Raw genomic sequence first — 17,574 nt, 5'->3', positions numbered from 1 at the left:
AATCCATTTTTTATTTCAAAGCTTCCTCTAACTGCCTATACTGTTCATCCGTTAAAATTCCTTTATACGCTTCTAATATTTCTTTTTGCACTTCTTCCGTAATGGTTCCGTTCTCTTTACCTGCTTTTGTTGCTTTAAGAAAATCTGAAAACTCTTCATCAGATATGTTGGTTGTTTGTTGTCCTGAAGAAATCAATTTATTTACTTCTTCAGAGGAAATGATTTGACCTTTACTTGGTAAAGTAACTGTTTCTTTACTTGATTTTGAAGATACTTTTATATACATGACTAACTTTTTCAACCCGCTAGCATTAGCATCTTCTGCTGGTTTCATATTTATCTTAAAATCCATGGCATTTTTTTTAGTATCAACAGCTAATTTTACACTCACATCTTTAAACCCTTTAACTAAATCCTCGATCACTGTTTTAGAGTCTGTGGTGTCCATCGTTTTAAACTCATCATTTGACTTAATCACTTTATCACTTAATTTAATCATTTCTTTTATTTCATCGAAGGTAAACGTATGAGTAATCTTATTATCTTTTTTTTCAAATGTATTAGCATCTAAACTCTTAATATAAGAAACGACCTCTTTTGCATAAGCTTGATTGAACTTCTCATTTACCGACAACTCTTTTCCTAAGTCAGTTAATGTATTTGTCTTATTTTGATTTTCTGATAAATCTGAAATATCAATGTATTTTCCTTTTAAAGAATTTAATGTCTCTTGATCCACAGGTAAGGTTTCTCCTGATATACTTTGAACGATTTCCATAATCGAAGATAAACTATCAGTTGATAAATACATTTTAGGTGTTTTTTTCACTGAGCCTACCAAAGACATAGGAATACTCATTCCCATTAAATCAAATTGGACGTTTGTTTCAACCAAACTATCCTCTTTACTATCCCTCATATTATGAATACTTATCTTAGTTTCTTTTAATTGAGTGACTAACATGTTTACCATTGGATTTTTACTGTTTTCTGTCGTCACTTCTATATCAGATAAACTAATATCCATTGTCATGTCATTATGTTTCTTATTATTAACTGACTCCATTCTTCCCACGAACTCGTCTGCTGTTTTACCTGTACATCCAACAAGACTTACTCCCATGATAAACAACATCACCATTTTAACAACTCTTTTTTTCATAAAAACCTCCATATATGTTATTTTTTTAACGCTGCTTAATTATAACAAAAATTTAATAAGAAATCTCTATTTTTTTAAACACCTTTTATTATAACAAAACGTGTTTATGAAAGGCTTTCATTTGAATTTTTTAGGTATTTTGATATATAGTTAAGATACATCAATAGAAATAGGAGGAATTTAATATGACTGATACAGGTAAAGTTGACAAAGCGGTAGGTAAAGTAGAAGAAACTGCAGGTGACATTACAAATAATGACAAGTTAAAACATAAAGGCCTTTTAAAACAAGCTGAAGGCAAAGTAAAAGAAGTATCCTCTGAGATTAAAGAAAAAACAGAAGAAGTTGTTGATGATGTGAAAGACAAATTCAAAAAGCATGAAGACAAACAATAAAATAATATATGAGGCTAACCCAAAAGTCTTAAAATAGAAAAATCCCATGAAATCAGTTTAGCAAAAGACTGAATTCATGGGATTTCTGTTTTATTAATTTAGTGATTTTCATTTAAAATGTTACTTTTGGATCAGCCTCTTTTTATTGTTTTATAACTAATAATTAATCATCCAATAACATCATTTTACATATATTATGTTTTTTTATAAACTTAAATTAGACATATTTTACTTTTATATGTCAGAAAAGAAAAGGAGCGGAAATTATGAAAATTATTATGGGAGCAGATCCTTCAGGCTTAGCTTTAAAAAATGATGTGAAAAAACATCTACTATCAAAAGGATTGGATGTAACTGATATTACCCAAAATAATGAACAGGCATACTATTCTGTTGGTTTTAACATTGGAAAAGCGATAGCAAATCAAGAATACGATCGAGGATTTATTTTTTGTGGAACTGGTATGGGGGTGAGCATTGTCGCAAATAAATTTACGGGGGTATACTCTGCCTTGTGTGAAAGTATTGAAACGGCTACGTTATCAAGAAAAATAAATAATGCTAACGTACTGGCAATGGGTGGCTTGATTATAACGCCATATATAGCAAAAGAAATGGCTGATGCCTTTTTAAACACTGATTTTTCGTATAATTTTTCTGAAGGAAGCCCTGAGTACTTACAATCAGCATACAAAACGATACAAAATCTTGAACCGACTATTTTAAAAGAAAATAATTCTCTTTAAAAGTAACTCAACTTCTAGAACTTATCCAATTCATTTTGTTTATTTGGATAAGTTCAATTTATTTCTGTAAAGTATTTCCCATTGGCGAACAAAAAACATACTGTGGATAGTTTTAATTATCCACAGTATAGTTTTTCACATTAAAAAGACTATTTTTTCAGTGTTTTATAAACTTATACACATTGTCCACAAGTTTATCCACAGGTTTTATGTTATCTTTACACACGAACAACTATTTTCACTTAATTTACCTAAAATTTAAAATCTATATTATCAACCTATATAGATAATAAATCTGTCTATTAAAAAGTTGTCCACACTTGTCCACAGAAAATGTGGACAAGTTACTAAGTTGATCGGATTTTGATAAGAAAAGAGGATTTATTTAGCTTATCAAATTTTTTTGTTATAATAAAAGTTAGTTTATTAACAAACATATGTTAAGAACATGTTAAAAGAAAAGAGGAGATCCACATGCTTGAGTTAAAGAATATCAAAAAATATTATACTGTTGGTGGCACAACAACAAAAGCCCTTGATGGCGTATCAGTATCATTTAGACGGCAAGAATTTGTTGCTATCTTAGGAGCAAGTGGTTCTGGGAAAACGACTTTACTGAATGTCATTGGTGGACTCGATAATTATGATTCTGGAGATATGATTATTGATGGGAAGTCTACAAAAGATTTTAAAGATAGCGATTGGGATGCTTACCGAAATAATTCAATAGGGTTTGTCTTCCAAAGTTATAATTTAATCAGTCATTTAGGCATTATCGAAAACGTCGAGTTGGGGATGACTCTTAGTGGTGTATCAAAAGAGGAAAAAAGAAAACATGCTACAGCTGCCTTAGAAAGAGTAGGGCTTGCTGATCATATGCATAAAAAACCAAATCAATTATCAGGTGGACAAATGCAACGTGTCGCGATTGCTCGAGCGCTTGCAAATGATCCAGATATTTTACTATGTGATGAGCCAACAGGAGCATTAGATACAGAAACTAGTTTACAAATCATGAAGCTTATCAAAGAACTCTCTAAAGAAAAATTAGTCATCATGGTCACACATAATCCAGAACTTGCTTATGACTACGCTGATCGCATTATCGAATTTTCTGATGGGAAAATAAAAAATGATTCAAAGCCTCACACAGAAGAGAGCCATGACAATGAGTTTAAATTAAAACGAACAAAAATGAGCTTTTTCACTGCATTAAAACTATCATTTAATAATTTACGAACTAAAAAGGGACGAACCCTTCTGACAGCATTTGCTTCTAGTATTGGGATTATTAGTATCGGAATTGTCTTATCATTATCAAATGGCTTTCAAATCCAAATTGATAAAACACAAACCGAGACATTATCTAAATTTCCAATCACGATTTCACAAGTTACAACTGACCAATCAATGAATCAACGAAATGCTTTAGGAAGTGACCAAGCAAAATATTCAAAGAAAAAAGAAGTAACACCAAAACTTAGTGAACAAGATAAATCACAACATATCAATAAAATTAATCAAGAATATGTTGATTATATCAAAGATATTAATCCAAACTTAACTAACAGTATTGGCTACTCTAGGACAGTGGCGATGAATATGTTAGGAAATGTTGATGGTGATATCAAACCAATTAGTTTCTCAAATGCTGCACCGAATAATAACAACTCAATGGAATCAGCCATGTCTTCTATGACTGGAATTGGTATCTCATCATTTCCAACAAAGTTAAACAAAGATTCTAAAGATTTCTTACAAGAAAACTACAATGTGATTGCCGGAGACTACCCAAGATCTTCAACAGATGTCGTTTTAATTGTTGATAAACAAAATTCAACCAATATTAATGCCTTAAAAAATATTGGTTTAGATGTAAAAGAAGATGACCCAATTCCTTTTGACGATATTGTTGGAAAAGAATTTAAATTAATTTCAAATAATGATTTTTACCAAAAAATCCCAACAGGAAATTATATTCCTAACACTGACTATAAAAAAATGTATGACAGTAACAACAACACAACTATCAGAGTAAGTGGGATTTTACGTATCAAACCATCATCTAGCATGAATTTATTATCACCCGGTTTTGCCTATAGTAATGACTTAACTGCCAAAATTGTGGAAGAAAATGAGCAATCTGATATTGTCAAAGCCCAACGTGACAGTAATAAAAATGTCATGAACAATGAAACACTGGATGCACAAGCTAAAGAAAACTTACTGGCTTATCTTGGTGGTACCACTACTCCTTCAAGTATCCTAATTTATCCTAATAACTTTAGTGATAAACAAGATATTTTAACTTACTTAGATAAATACAATAAAGGCAAAGACAAAGCAGATCGTGTTTTATATACTGACCTAGCTGGCACGATGACTCAACTGACTGGTGGCCTAATGGACGCTATCACCTATGTCTTGATTGCGTTTGCTGGTATTTCTCTTGTTACTAGTATGATTATGATTGGTATCATCACTTATACTTCTGTTCTTGAAAGAACAAAAGAAATTGGTGTTCTAAAAGCATTAGGTGCTAGAAAGAAAGATATCACACGTGTGTTTGATGCAGAAACATGTATTTTAGGTATTGCCTCTGGTTCACTAGGAGTCCTTATTGCTTATGCATCAACGTTCCCTATTAATAACCTATTATATAAACTAACTGATTTAAAAAATGTAGCTCAACTTAATCCAAAACATGCGATTATTTTAGTCATCATTTCAACAGTTTTAACAATGATTGGTGGTCACATCCCAGCTCGTATTGCTGCGAAAAAAGATGCTGCGATTGCATTAAGAGCTGATTAAATAGTAAGTAATCAAAAAGAGGCTGACCCAAAAGTCTCTAGAATAAACTAAAAGGAAGAAAATCTTTTTTCGATTTTCTTCCTTTTTTGACGTAAAAAATAGCACTATCCTTTATAATTAAAGCGACGAAACCAACTAAAAAGGAGTGCTATTTATGTATAAGAATTATAACACGAAACAGGTTACTTTATCACTGAATTTAGATATTTATTTAGAAGAAAATGATATCGCTTTTGCGATTGATGAATTAGTAGAAAATATCCCTGTGGATGTGTTCTCAGTTTTTGAGCATCGAATGGGAACTTCGTCTTATCATCCAAAAATGATGTTGAAGCTTATTCTGTGTGGCTACACTCAATCTATTTTTTCAGGCAGAAAGATAGAAGCTATGTCTAAAGATAGCATTCGTGCCATGTGGTTAACGCAATCACAGACACATAACTTCAGAACAATTAATCGATTCAGAGTGAACCCACTGGTTCAACCGATACTTCAAGAATGTTTTATTCAATTTAGAAATCAGCTTGTTTCTCAACAATTAATTGATGAAGAAGCTATTTTTATTGATGGAACAAAGTTAGAAGCCAACGCAAATAAATATACCTTCGTTTGGAAAAAGAGCACACAACGCTATGAAGAATCTTTGAGAGAGAAGTCAAAGTCCTATTACCAACAACTTGTAGAAGAGCAAATTATTCCATCTATTTGTTCAGAAGATGATGAGTTAAACACAGAAAATTTAAAACAAATCATTGATGAGTTGGAAATGAAAGTAAGTGATTTAAGTACTAAAATTGAAAATACTTCAGATGTTCAAGAGAGAAAAGAACTTCGTTCTGAGCGTAAAGAGCCTAAAAAAGCATTGAAAGCTTTTTCTGACTTTATCTATAGAAAGCAAAAATATAAAGAACAACATGATATTTATGACGGTAGAAATAGCTACTCTAAAACAGATCATGATGCCACTTTTATGAGAATGAAAGATGACCACATGATGAATGGTCAGTTAAAACCTGGATATAACGTTCAAATTGCAACCAATCATCAATACGTTTTAGCATATGAAACATTTTCAAATCCAACGGATTTTAAAACAATGATTCCTTTCTTAGATACTATCAAGAAATCTTATTTTGACTTACCTAAATACATTGTGGCTGACGCAGGTTATGGTAGTGAAGAAAACTATCAAGCAATTTTAGATGATTTTGAAAGAACTCCATTAATTACTTATACAATGTATCAGAAAGAACACACTAAAAAATACAAACAAAATCCATTTATTCCAGATAACTGGATTTATAATGAATTGGCAGATACTTATATTTGCCCGAATAATCGAGAAGTCAAATTTAGAAATTACTCTACTCGAACAGATAAATCTGGATTCAAAAGACAACTTAAAATGTATGAATGTGAGTCTTGTTTAAATTGCCCAGTTAGAGCATTATGTACTCGTGCGAAGAGTAGTAAAAATCGAGTGATTCAAAGAAATGGGAATTGGGAATATTTTAAGGCTCACGTAAGAGAGCTTTTGAAAGAGGATGTCACAGGAGAAATATACCGTCAAAGAAAAATAGATGTTGAACCAGCCTTTGGAAATCTGAAGGCTAATTTGGCATTCAATCGATTCTCTGTAAGAGGAAAAGATAAGATTTCACAGGAGCTGGGATTTGCGTTAATGGCACTAAATTTAAGAAAACTGAGAAAAAATAGGAAGGATATTAGTGAGAGAGCACGAAAAAACAAGCATTCTGAAATGAGAGGTTTCATTTTGGAATGCTTGTTTTCTGTAAAGAGACTTTTGGGTCAGCCTCTTTTTTCTTTTTTTATGTTATAACCAATACAAGGGAGTGTCTCATGAAAAAGAAAAAATATATTATAACTGTGCTTTTAGCAAGTCTTTGTGTATTAGGAGTAATTTTGATACAAAAACATTCAAACCAAAAAATTATCAATAAAATATACTCACACCGCGGAGCAAGTGGTGAGGAAACCGAGCATAGCTTTCCTGCCTATGATTTAGCTCTACTATATGGTTCACATAACATCGAACAAGATTTAGTCACATCAAAGGATGGAACTCTCTATGTTTCTCACGATGATAACGCTAAACGTCTCACAGGTGTCGATCGCCTGTATTCTGATATGACTGATGAAGAAATTAATCAACTTAGAACAAGCGATAATAATCGCATTCTACGCTTACAAGATGTATTTGACCGTTACAAAAAAACAACTCATTATGTCATTGAACTAAAAGAAAACGATAAACAAATCGATTTATTTAACAACATCATCAGACAAAATAACATGGAAGATTTTGTGATTATTCAAGCTAGAACACTAACTAGTCTAAATAAAATTAAACAAACCTTTCCTAAAATGACCACTTTACTTTTAGCAAAAGATGATATTGAAGCACAAAATGCATGTAAGGCTGACTATGTAGATATTATATCTTTAAACACTAAATTTATGACAAAAGACATCATTAAGATAATTCACGAAGCTAATAAACAGGCTAACTTTTGGACGCTAAATAGTATGGCAGATATTAACAAAGCAACTAACCTTGGAGCTGATTCTTATTTTACAAACTATACAGCAAAAGCTATTGAACTCGAAAAAAAAGCACATGCTTCTTTCTTTCATTAAAACAAAATCCCATCAGTTCATGATTGAACTGATGGGATTTTGTTTCTTATTTAATTAAACGATAAATCGCATCAGCGTAAATCACTGTTGCATTGATTAAATCATCAACTGAAATAAATTCATTTTTTTGGTGCATTGTATCGATACTATCTGGGAACATTGCGCCATAAGCAACGCCACGTTCTAATAAACGACCAAATGTTCCACCACCGATAACTTGTTCATGACCTTTAAGACCTGTGTGATCTTCGTAAACTTCTAATAATGTTTTCACCAATGGATCTTCTGGTGATACATAGTGAGGACCTTTTCCACCAGCTTTTTGAATCACTTTAGCTGATGTATTCGCTGTTTTTTCAGAAATACGATCAAAAATCATCTCTTCAGTTAACCCTTTAGGATAACGGAAGTTCAACGTAATAATATTATCATCTCTTGATGAATCAAATTTGAACACACCAGCATTCATTGTTAAATCTCCCATAATATCATCGACATGATTCACACCAAAGTGTTTACCTTCAGTATCAGTATGGACATAATCTGCAATCGTTGTTAGGTAATCTTTTGCTGAACCTGAAAAATCATAGAAGCTTAAGAAGTTTGCTAAATAAGTTCCGGCATTAATTCCTTTACTTGGCATAGCGCCATGAGCTGCTTTACCATGAACCGTTAATGTAGCAGTAGATCCTACCACTTCAATATCACCTGTTACAGGTGCAGTTGCTAAATATTCTTCAAATTCTTTTTCAAATGCATTAATATCACCTGAAATTTCAACGACAGCTGTTGCTGTTTCTGGTACCATGTTATCACGCATACCTGAATCAAATTTAACTAATGTTAAGTTTCCTTCATTTTTACCAGGATACTCAATTAAAATAGTTGTATTTCCTTTTTCACCATTGATGATTGGAAACTCAGCATCTGGTGAAAAACCAAAATCAGGTGTATCTTCCACTTCTAAGTAGTGGTCCATACATTTCCATTCACTTTCTTCATCTGTCCCAATAATGACACGTGTTTTTTTAGAAACTGGTAGTCCTAACTCTTTGATAATTTTTAATGCGTAATAAGCAGCCATTGTAGGGCCTTTATCATCACTAGCACCACGCGCGTAAATACGTCCATCTTTTTCTACTGGTTCAAAGGGATCTGTATCCCAACCTGGTCCAACTGGTACCACATCAACGTGACCAAACACACCTAACGTTTCATCGCCATCACCAAATTCAATATGACCAGCAATATTATCTACATTTTTAGTTAAGAAACCATCACGTTCTCCTAGTTCTAAAAATTTTAACAATGCAGCTTTTGGTCCAGGACCAACTGGTGCATCTTCTGTCGCTAAATCATCTTCTCTAACACTAGGAATACTTAATAATGTAAATAAATCTTTCATCAAGTCTTCGCGACGAGCTTCGACTTCTTTTCTCCAATCGATTGTCATACAAAAATACCTCCTGTTGATTTTATCTTACTTTATCATATCATTTTTTCGATGTTTTAGATAATATAATTTAGGATTTAAGCGGGTTTATTCGTTATTTTTTAACAATTTCAGCTCATTTTCAGTTAATGGGCGATACTTTCCTCGAGGTAACTCTTTATCTAGTGTCAGATTTGCCATTTCAAGTCTTTCAAGCTCTATGACTTTTTTCCCAACAGCTTCAACCATTCTTTTCACTTGATGATACTTGCCTTCCATAATTTCTAAATGAATAAGGGTTTGTTTTTTTTCCATATCAATAGATAAAATTGTTAATGTCGCTGGTAAACACTTTTCACCATCTAGCTGGATACTTCCACTAGAAAAAATCTCACTATCTTCTTTCGTCATCTCTCCTTGAACCAAGGCTTGATACAACTTTGGCACTTTCTTTTTGGGAGATAATAAATCATGAGCCAAAGGACCATCATTAGTTAACAACAGTAAACCAGTCGTATCTTTATCTAGTCTTCCCACTGGAAACAATCCCTTTTTATAATCATCTGCTTTAACTAAATCAATCACTGTTCGAGAGGATGCGTCCTCTGTCGCAGAAATCACTCCTTTAGGTTTATTTAACATGTAATAAACATATTTTTCATATAAAATAGGCTGTCCGTCGACACAGACCTCATCCTCGTTTTCATTAACTGAAAATTTAGCATCTCTTATCATCGTTTGATTGACCGTCACTCGCTTTTTCTTCAGTAACTCTTTTACTTCTTTACGACTACCAAATCCTGTATGACTTAAAAACTTATCTAAACGCATCTATTTCTTCTCCTAATGCAAGAAAGAACACCTAAATAGATGTTCTTCCTGTTTATTTTATTCTAAATTTCCGACGATATTTTCGTGCTTTTGGGCCAAGTAATTGATCTGCTAATCTCACACGTAGTACTAACCAACCATAACTGATAATACCAAATACCACACATATCATAATGATAATAAAGGCTTGAAATTTTCTATCAGGACTTAACATCATGTATAGCCCACTTCTGACAAGCCAAGTAACAAGTGACATAATCGCCCCTAAAATCACGATTAATAAAGTTCTTTTTGCTGTCATTGCTAAATCAAATTTGGTAATTCGGTAAATCGAACGTGTCATAAACATTGCAGCTACACCTAAACCAATGGCTGTCGCAATAAGTGGACCGTATGTTTCAAACATACGAATCATTGGGTATTGTAGAACTAATTTTATGATTAACCCTATACCCAATAATAAGATCGCCTCTCGGTTTTGGTACAATCCCTGTAATGTCGTTGAAATCAGAATGAAGTACCCCATCACAAGACCAACCAAACTAGCTTCAATCAGCACACTCACGCCTAGTGTTTCTGGTATATAAAATAAAGCGTACATAGGTCTTGCTAAAACAATCATTCCTAATATCGCTGGTACCATGATGAAAAGTAGCAGCTGAATGTTATCACTAATTAATTTAGCTAATTCAGGTTTTTCATTTTTTGTATATGCTTCTGTCACAAGAGGCAAGCTTGTCATAGCCATCCCTGTAGCTAAAGATACCGTAATCATAACCAATTTATCAGGGTTTGCACTAAAAATACTAAACAAAGCTTCTAATTGTTTCGGTGAATAATTTGTAAAGCTTGCCATCATTCTTTCAAATGTGTATTGGTCAACCAACTTAAACAAGGTAATGGCAGAACCAACGATAATAAACGGAATCGCTTGTTTAATCATCTCTTTAATCAAATGATTTTCAGAGATTTCTACCTCATTATTACTATTTTCAACCAAGTAATTCATACGTGATTTTTGTTTACTATAAAACCAAATTAATGCAGCAAATGCACCAAGCATTCCGATAAACGCAGCAAAGGTTGATTGGATAACAGCATCAACATAATCACCTGTTGTCACTTTCATAATAATAAACGTCATAAGTAACATATAAAATACTCGGGCAATCTGTTCAATAATTTGTGATACCGCAGAAGGCATCATATTTTGATTCCCTTGAAAATACCCACGAATGACACTCATCATTGGAAAAATCAAGATAGCTGCACTTAGAGCTCGCATCACTGGAATTAAATCAGCGTTTCCATCCGCCAAAATTGGGGCAAACAAATACATGACTCCCGAACAGGCAACACCAAACACACCCATTATTACCATCGTCCGTCTAAATAAACGTCGGCTAATACCATACTCATTTAACGAATTATAATGTGAAATTTGTTTTGCAATCGCACCTGGAATACCAGCTGTTGCGATCATTAAAAATAAGGCGTAAATGTTATACCCTTTATTAAATAAGGCGTTTGCTATATTAGCATCCGTGCCCATCCATGCATACCATGGGATGACATACGCTGCACCTAGTAATCTAGAAAAAACATTTCCTATTGTCATCCATAAAGAGCCACGAACCATTTTTTCCTTTGCATTCAACTCTTTTTCAGTCTCCTCAAAAGAAGTGTTTTGATTTGGCATGATTCTAACCAACTTTCTTCATTATACTGCTCTAATTGTATCGACAATTGTACGTTTATGCAAACACTTTTAATGGATTTAAACGTATTCTTAACTTTAATTAGCCACAATATTAACTAATTTATTTGGCACAACAATCACTTTACGAATCGTTTTTCCATCAAGTTGACCTTTCACCGCATTATTTTCCATAGCGATAGTTTCTAATTCCTCTTTGGATAGATCACGAGCAACTACTTCTTTCCCACGAACTTTTCCATTCACTTGGAAAATTACTTCAACTGTGTCTTCAACTAAGGCTGATTCATCATAAGTTGGCCAAGCGACATAACTGATAGATCCTTCATTGCCCATTCTTTCCCATAATTCTTCTGAGAGGAATGGTGCAACAGGAGCTAGTAATTGTAAGAACCCGTTCATATACTCAACAGGTAGCGCTTCTGCTTTATAAGCTTCATTTACAAATGTCATTAATTGAGAAATCGCTGTATTAAAATGTAGGTTCGTATAATCTTCTGTCACTTTTTTCACTGTTTGATGATACACTTTTGTCAATGCTTCATCATTGTGTTTCGTGATACGATCGCGTAAGACAAAGTTTTCGTCGATAAACAAACGCCATACACGGTCTAAGAATTTACGACTTCCTTCTAACCCTTTTTCGCTCCATGCAATTGAGCCATCAAGTGGTCCCATAAACATTTCATATAAACGTAATGTATCAGCACCATATTGCTCTACGATATCATCTGGATTAACCACATTTCCTTTTGATTTCGACATTTTTTCATTGTTTTCACCTAAAATCATGCCTTGATTATATAATTTTTGGAATGGTTCTTTTGTTTCCACTACTCCAATATCATATAAAAATTTATGCCAGAAACGAGCATATAGTAAATGAAGTACCGCATGTTCTGCTCCACCTAAATAAACATCAACAGGCATCCATTCTTTTAGTTTTTCTGGGTCTGCTAATTGTTCGTCATTATGTGGGTCAATAAAACGCAAGTAATACCATGAGCTACCTGCCCATTGTGGCATAGTATTCGTTTCACGACGACCTTTCATGCCAGTTTTTTCATCTACAACATTAATCCACTCCGTCATATTAGCTAATGGCGATTCACCTGTTCCACTAGGTTTAATATCATTTGATTTTGGCAATACTAATGGCAGCTCCTCTTCAGGAACAGCTGTCATCGTTCCATCTTCCCAATGAATAATTGGAATAGGTTCACCCCAATAACGTTGGCGAGAGAATAACCAGTCACGCAAACGATAACTTGTTTTTTGTTCACCGATGCCTTCTTTTTCCAACCACTTAATCATCGTTGCAATACCATCTTCTTTATTCATACCATCTAAGAAGTCTGAATTAATATGGTCGCCATCTCCTGTATATGCTTCAGTTGACACATCTCCACCAGCTACAACAGGAACAATGTCTAGATCAAATGTTGTCGCAAATTCATAGTCACGTTCGTCATGAGCTGGAACGGCCATGATCGCCCCTGTTCCATAAGTTGATAAGACATAATCCGCAATCCAAATTGGAATTTCTTTGCCATTCACTGGGTTTACTGCATAAGCACCTGTAAAGACACCTGTTTTTTCTTTTGATAACTCAGTACGATCTAAATCTGTTTTCTTTTCAGCTTCTTTGATATAAGCATCCACTGCATCTTTTTGTTCTGGTGTCACAATTTCTTGAACCAGTGGAAGCTCAGGTGCCATAACAGCATACGTTGCACCAAATAATGTATCAGGACGCGTTGTAAATACTGTGAATTGTTTGTCTGTTCCCTTAATGTCAAAATTAACATTCGCTCCTTCAGAACGACCAATCCAATTACGTTGCATCTCTTTAATACTCTCTGGCCAATCAATTAACTCTAAATCATCAATTAAACGATCCGCATAAGCAGTAATACGTAACATCCATTGTTTCATTGGAACTCGGTATACTGGATGATCCCCACGTTCTGATTTTCCATCAATGACTTCTTCATTAGCCAATACGGTTCCTAAAGCTGGACACCAGTTAACCGGTACTTCGGCTTCATAGGCTAGTCCTTTTTCAAACATTTTAGTAAAAATCCATTGCGTCCATTTGTAGTATGAAGGGTCTGTGGTATTAATTTCACGGTCCCAATCAAAACTAAAGCCTAATGCATCAAACTGGCGTTTAAAGGTTTGAATATTTTTTTCAGTAAATTCAGCTGGGTCATTTCCTGTGTCTAGTGCATATTGTTCAGCAGGTAAACCAAACGCATCCCACCCCATTGGATGTAGCACGTTAAATCCTTGCGCTCGCTTCATGCGAGATAATACATCTGTTGAGGTATACCCTTTTGGATGCCCTACATGTAACCCCTGTCCTGAAGGGTAAGGAAACATATCTAGTGCATAAAAATTTGGTTTATCTGTTTCTTCACCTGTTTTAAACGTGTGATCTTTTTTCCAATAGTCGCGCCATTTTTTTTCAATTTGTAAATGATTGTAAGCCATGAATCTTCCTCCTAAAATTTTATGTAAAAAAACGTCCTACAAAAACACTCTTGTGTCTTCATAGGACGTTGACTGACGTGGTACCACCTAAATTTGTGCCTAGATATACTAGAACACCTCTAATCCATGTTAACGAAAATAGACTTTCCGACAAGTAACTTTTTCTTAAGACAAGTTCAAATAGTCCATTTGTATGTTTCCACCAACCACATACTCTCTTAAAAACTTTCTATTTTACTACTTCTTACCTACTTGTTTTGATATTATTAAACTAATCATATCAAATGAATGTTACTTTGACAACTAGCTTACTCGTAAGACTTGATTGGCATAAATAATATTCGTGGATAAGTTATTCCACTTCTTCAGTTGACTCACACTTGTGTTGTATTTTTTAGAAATTGCCCACAAAGATTCCCCTGCTTTGACTGTGTGACGTGTATTTTTAGATACTGAATCACTACTAGTACCAGGTAATGTCAACTGTTGACCAACATAGATAAAGTCGCTACTTAAATTATTAACTCTCTTTAATTCTTTAACAGTGGTTTTATTATCTAATGCAATACGATAAAGTGTGTCACCAGATTTAACAGTATATTTTCCTACTGTTGTTTTAACCGGTGTTGTCGTATTTGTTTTACTTGACTGATTAATTTTTAATGATTGACCTACATAAATCAAATCACTATTTAAACCATTCCATTGTTTAATATCATTAGATGAAACATTATATCTAAGACCAATACCATACAACGTATCACCACGTTTTACAATATGCGTCGTTTGAGCACTATTTTCAGTATTACCTGTTGTTGACGTGCTCTGTTTTGTGATAACTTTTAAAGATTGACCAATATAAATGGTGTCACTACTTAAGTTATTCAATTTTTTTAATTCTTGAACACTAATGCCATATTTCAAACCAATACCATACAGTGTATCACCGCGCTTAACTTGATAACTTGTAGTATTTGCCGCCGTATTTTCTGATGAATTAGTTGAAGAAGAGCTACCGCTTGATGTTTTACCAGCAATTTTTAGTTGTTGACCTACACGGATTAAATCACTCGTTAAACCATTTAATTGTTTTAATTCTTGGACAGTCATACCATTATTTAATGCAATTCGGTACAATGTATCGCCACTCTTCACTGTGTAAGTTGCTGAGGAATGGTTTGAACTAGTTGAATTATTTGGCTTATTATTGTTTGAAGTACTTTCAGTTGAACTAGTATCATCCACAATAGAATCAACTGTAGGTGTTTCACTATTTCCTTTGACTTTTAGTTGTTGTCCCACATAAATCATATCCGTTGTTAACCCATTCAGTTGTTTCAATTCTTGGACGATCATACCGTAATTTTGCGCAATACGATATAATGTATCACCACTTTTCACCGTATAAGTAGAAGAATCTCCCATTGTAGATGAATTACTTTGACCACCACCATTGTTGTCACTTCCTGTCCCGGTAGGTGTTGTCACGGGTCCTGTATAACTAGCATCATCATATTGCGTCAGATTATAAGTCATAATCAAATTGTTTAATTTGATATTGTAAGTCGGATCTGTCGCATATTTACCGGTTAACCATTTAGTCGCATCCATATAAGAACTTGTATTTGACTTCCACGCACCTGAATAAAAATAAACTCCCGGAGCAAATGATGTCGTTTTTAATACATGAGCATTATCCTGCAAAGACTCACGGTATGATGGATACTTTCTAAAAGCATCATTTATAGTGACGTATTGACCATTATAGAACTCTTGTGTTTGCATCGTTACAGACTGCCCATTATATTTCCCTTTAATGCCAAATAAATTATGATTTGGTGGTAATGACAATGTGCTTGATCCATAACCACTTTCAAGAATAGCTTGAGCAATCATCACGGATGCATAGAGGTCATTTTCAGCTGCAACACTTTGTGCGTGAGAAGCAATACTTTCAATAAAAGTCGCTTGAGGCGTTGCCGCTTTAAGTGGCCCTACTTTTGGTGTTGGAACTACGATAGTAGCTGGTTTTGGTTCTTCTTTTGGTTCTTCTTTTGGTTCTTCTTTTGGTTCTTCTTTTGGTTCTTCTTTTGGTTCTTCTTTTGGTTCTTCTTTTGGTTCTTCTTTTGGTTCTTCTTTTGGTTCTTCTTTTGGTTCTTCTTTTGGTTCTTCTTTTGGTTCTTCTTTTGGTTCTTCTTTTGGTTCTTCTTTTGGTTCTTCTTTTGAAGTGTCTGTTGTAGAATCTTCAGATTCAACAGGTTCATTTGTACTTGTTTCTACTTCAGAATCAGTAGTTTCTTCAGAATCTTCTAATAAACCACTTGATGCCATAACAGACACTGATTCACTTGTTGAATCCGTTGTTTGTTCATAGGTCACCTTTTCTTCATTTACTGATGACTCTGGCACTCGCTCAGTTTCTTCTACCTGACTTGATTCAGATACTGTATTGTCCTGATGTTCAACAGAATCTTCTAATAAATCAGATGTCGCATTTTCTTCTTGAGGATTAGCAATCGTTTTAATTATTTTAGATGTGACGCTTTCCCCAACGGAGAACGCCACTGTTTGTTCCTTTAAATCAGCCTTTTTAAAATTTATAGGAACTTGGATAATCGCTTTTGTAAATTGTTTTTCTGTAAATGTTAATGATAATTGATTTAACTCACTATTAATAGTATACGTTCCGATTACTCTACCCGTCTCATCCTTTATTGATAAATCGGCTACGTCAGATTTAATCACTGTATTCGCCGATACATTTATCACAGTATCTAGGTTTTCGACTTGATGAGCTTCTAAGTTTACAGTTAAGTCCAATGGCTGATTATTTTCTATCCACTCATTTTCTCCACTAATAGACAACAACGTCCAACGATTTGCTGCTTTTTTATCCTGAGTTGTTTCATTAGATGCATTTGATATGTCATCACGGATACTCTCAGAAGCCAACACGGTAACACCGGGTAAAAGCGCTGTAGACGACAACAAGACAGTGCCAAACAAAGATGCATGACGAATCATTGGTTGATTCAGTAGTGATTTATTTTTTTTCATATTTATCTCTCTTCTCCTAAATGATAAAGTCTAAAAAATAACCTAATTGCAAAAACACAATTAATGCTATGACCTATTTTTTATATTAAATCAAATTATTTCAGTTCATTTTTCGTTCATATATTTGTTAAAAAAAGTCTTATTACTATCATTAAATCATCTATAAAAATGAATAGCAAGCATATCTGTTGTTTTTTTTGATTGTCATACAACTGACATATTAATTCATTAATTACCTGGTAAAACTCATACTTTAGGATGATTTATCT

The 17,574-nt window shown here is 33.7% G+C and carries 11 protein-coding genes; 5 read left to right on the top strand and 6 right to left on the bottom strand.

Translation table 11 applies throughout. From position 1 onward, the window contains the following. Window positions 1–10 precede the first annotated feature (10 nt). Window positions 11–1,162 (bottom strand): hypothetical protein, encoded by a 1,152-nt coding sequence (locus tag BW731_RS06220; protein WP_079346600.1) that lies wholly within the window; start codon window positions 1,160–1,162, stop codon window positions 11–13. A gap of 185 nt (window positions 1,163–1,347) precedes the next feature. Here BW731_RS06220 and BW731_RS06215 point away from each other — a divergent pair, with 185 nt between their 5' ends. From BW731_RS06215 to BW731_RS06195, 5 genes are all read left to right on the top strand, one after another. Further along, window positions 1,348–1,557 (top strand): CsbD family protein, encoded by a 210-nt coding sequence (locus tag BW731_RS06215; protein WP_079346598.1) that lies wholly within the window; start codon window positions 1,348–1,350, stop codon window positions 1,555–1,557. A 266-nt stretch (window positions 1,558–1,823) separates the two neighbouring features. Then, window positions 1,824–2,303, top strand: coding sequence for an RpiB/LacA/LacB family sugar-phosphate isomerase (locus BW731_RS06210; RefSeq protein WP_079346596.1), 480 nt, complete (start codon window positions 1,824–1,826; stop codon window positions 2,301–2,303). Window positions 2,304–2,777: 474 nt separating this feature from the next. Then, on the top strand, window positions 2,778–5,117 hold the full coding sequence (locus tag BW731_RS06205; RefSeq protein WP_079346594.1) for an ABC transporter ATP-binding protein/permease: 2,340 nt from the start codon (window positions 2,778–2,780) through the stop codon (window positions 5,115–5,117). 154 nt (window positions 5,118–5,271) lie between these two features. Next, complete coding sequence (locus BW731_RS06200) at window positions 5,272–6,957, top strand: IS1182 family transposase (RefSeq protein WP_079346592.1); 1,686 nt, start codon at window positions 5,272–5,274, stop codon at window positions 6,955–6,957. A gap of 20 nt (window positions 6,958–6,977) precedes the next feature. Further along, window positions 6,978–7,775 (top strand): glycerophosphodiester phosphodiesterase, encoded by a 798-nt coding sequence (locus tag BW731_RS06195; RefSeq protein WP_079346590.1) that lies wholly within the window; start codon window positions 6,978–6,980, stop codon window positions 7,773–7,775. A gap of 46 nt (window positions 7,776–7,821) precedes the next feature. Here BW731_RS06195 and pepV read toward each other — a convergent pair whose 3' ends face one another. The 5 genes from pepV to BW731_RS06170 form a co-directional block, all read right to left on the bottom strand. Beyond that, on the bottom strand, window positions 7,822–9,228 hold the full coding sequence (gene pepV, locus BW731_RS06190; RefSeq protein WP_079346588.1) for a dipeptidase PepV: 1,407 nt from the start codon (window positions 9,226–9,228) through the stop codon (window positions 7,822–7,824). A gap of 87 nt (window positions 9,229–9,315) precedes the next feature. Further along, a complete protein-coding gene (locus BW731_RS06185) occupies window positions 9,316–10,038 on the bottom strand; it encodes a pseudouridine synthase (RefSeq protein WP_079346586.1) in 723 nt (240 codons plus the stop codon). A 52-nt stretch (window positions 10,039–10,090) separates the two neighbouring features. Next, window positions 10,091–11,737, bottom strand: coding sequence for a putative polysaccharide biosynthesis protein (locus BW731_RS06180; RefSeq protein WP_079346584.1), 1,647 nt, complete (start codon window positions 11,735–11,737; stop codon window positions 10,091–10,093). Between the two features lie 96 nt (window positions 11,738–11,833). Continuing rightward, window positions 11,834–14,248 (bottom strand): leucine--tRNA ligase, encoded by a 2,415-nt coding sequence (gene leuS, locus BW731_RS06175; protein WP_079346582.1) that lies wholly within the window; start codon window positions 14,246–14,248, stop codon window positions 11,834–11,836. A gap of 303 nt (window positions 14,249–14,551) precedes the next feature. Next, window positions 14,552–17,305: a muramidase family protein gene (locus tag BW731_RS06170; protein WP_079346580.1), complete on the bottom strand. Its 2,754-nt coding sequence runs from the start codon at window positions 17,303–17,305 to the stop codon at window positions 14,552–14,554. Window positions 17,306–17,574 lie beyond the last annotated feature (269 nt).

The sequence above is a fragment of the Vagococcus martis genome, from assembly GCF_002026305.1.
Classification (GTDB): domain Bacteria; phylum Bacillota; class Bacilli; order Lactobacillales; family Vagococcaceae; genus Vagococcus; species Vagococcus martis.
Note: the sequence above shows the minus strand (reverse complement) of the source record. Positions and strands in the feature narration are given on the sequence as shown.

Bases quoted from the DNA above. Each gene is read 5' to 3' on its own strand.
- BW731_RS06205 (WP_079346594.1), top strand. From the start codon at position 2,778: ATGCTTGAGTTAAAGAATATCAAAAAATATTATACTGTTGGTGGCACA.
- BW731_RS06180 (WP_079346584.1), bottom strand. From the start codon at position 11,737: ATGCCAAATCAAAACACTTCTTTTGAGGAGACTGAAAAAGAGTTGAAT.
- BW731_RS06200 (WP_079346592.1), top strand. From the start codon at position 5,272: ATGTATAAGAATTATAACACGAAACAGGTTACTTTATCACTGAATTTA.
- BW731_RS06215 (WP_079346598.1), top strand. From the start codon at position 1,348: ATGACTGATACAGGTAAAGTTGACAAAGCGGTAGGTAAAGTAGAAGAA.
- BW731_RS06170 (WP_079346580.1), bottom strand. From the start codon at position 17,305: ATGAAAAAAAATAAATCACTACTGAATCAACCAATGATTCGTCATGCA.
- BW731_RS06220 (WP_079346600.1), bottom strand. From the start codon at position 1,162: ATGAAAAAAAGAGTTGTTAAAATGGTGATGTTGTTTATCATGGGAGTA.
- leuS (WP_079346582.1), bottom strand. From the start codon at position 14,248: ATGGCTTACAATCATTTACAAATTGAAAAAAAATGGCGCGACTATTGG.
- pepV (WP_079346588.1), bottom strand. From the start codon at position 9,228: ATGACAATCGATTGGAGAAAAGAAGTCGAAGCTCGTCGCGAAGACTTG.
- BW731_RS06210 (WP_079346596.1), top strand. From the start codon at position 1,824: ATGAAAATTATTATGGGAGCAGATCCTTCAGGCTTAGCTTTAAAAAAT.
- BW731_RS06185 (WP_079346586.1), bottom strand. From the start codon at position 10,038: ATGCGTTTAGATAAGTTTTTAAGTCATACAGGATTTGGTAGTCGTAAA.
- BW731_RS06195 (WP_079346590.1), top strand. From the start codon at position 6,978: ATGAAAAAGAAAAAATATATTATAACTGTGCTTTTAGCAAGTCTTTGT.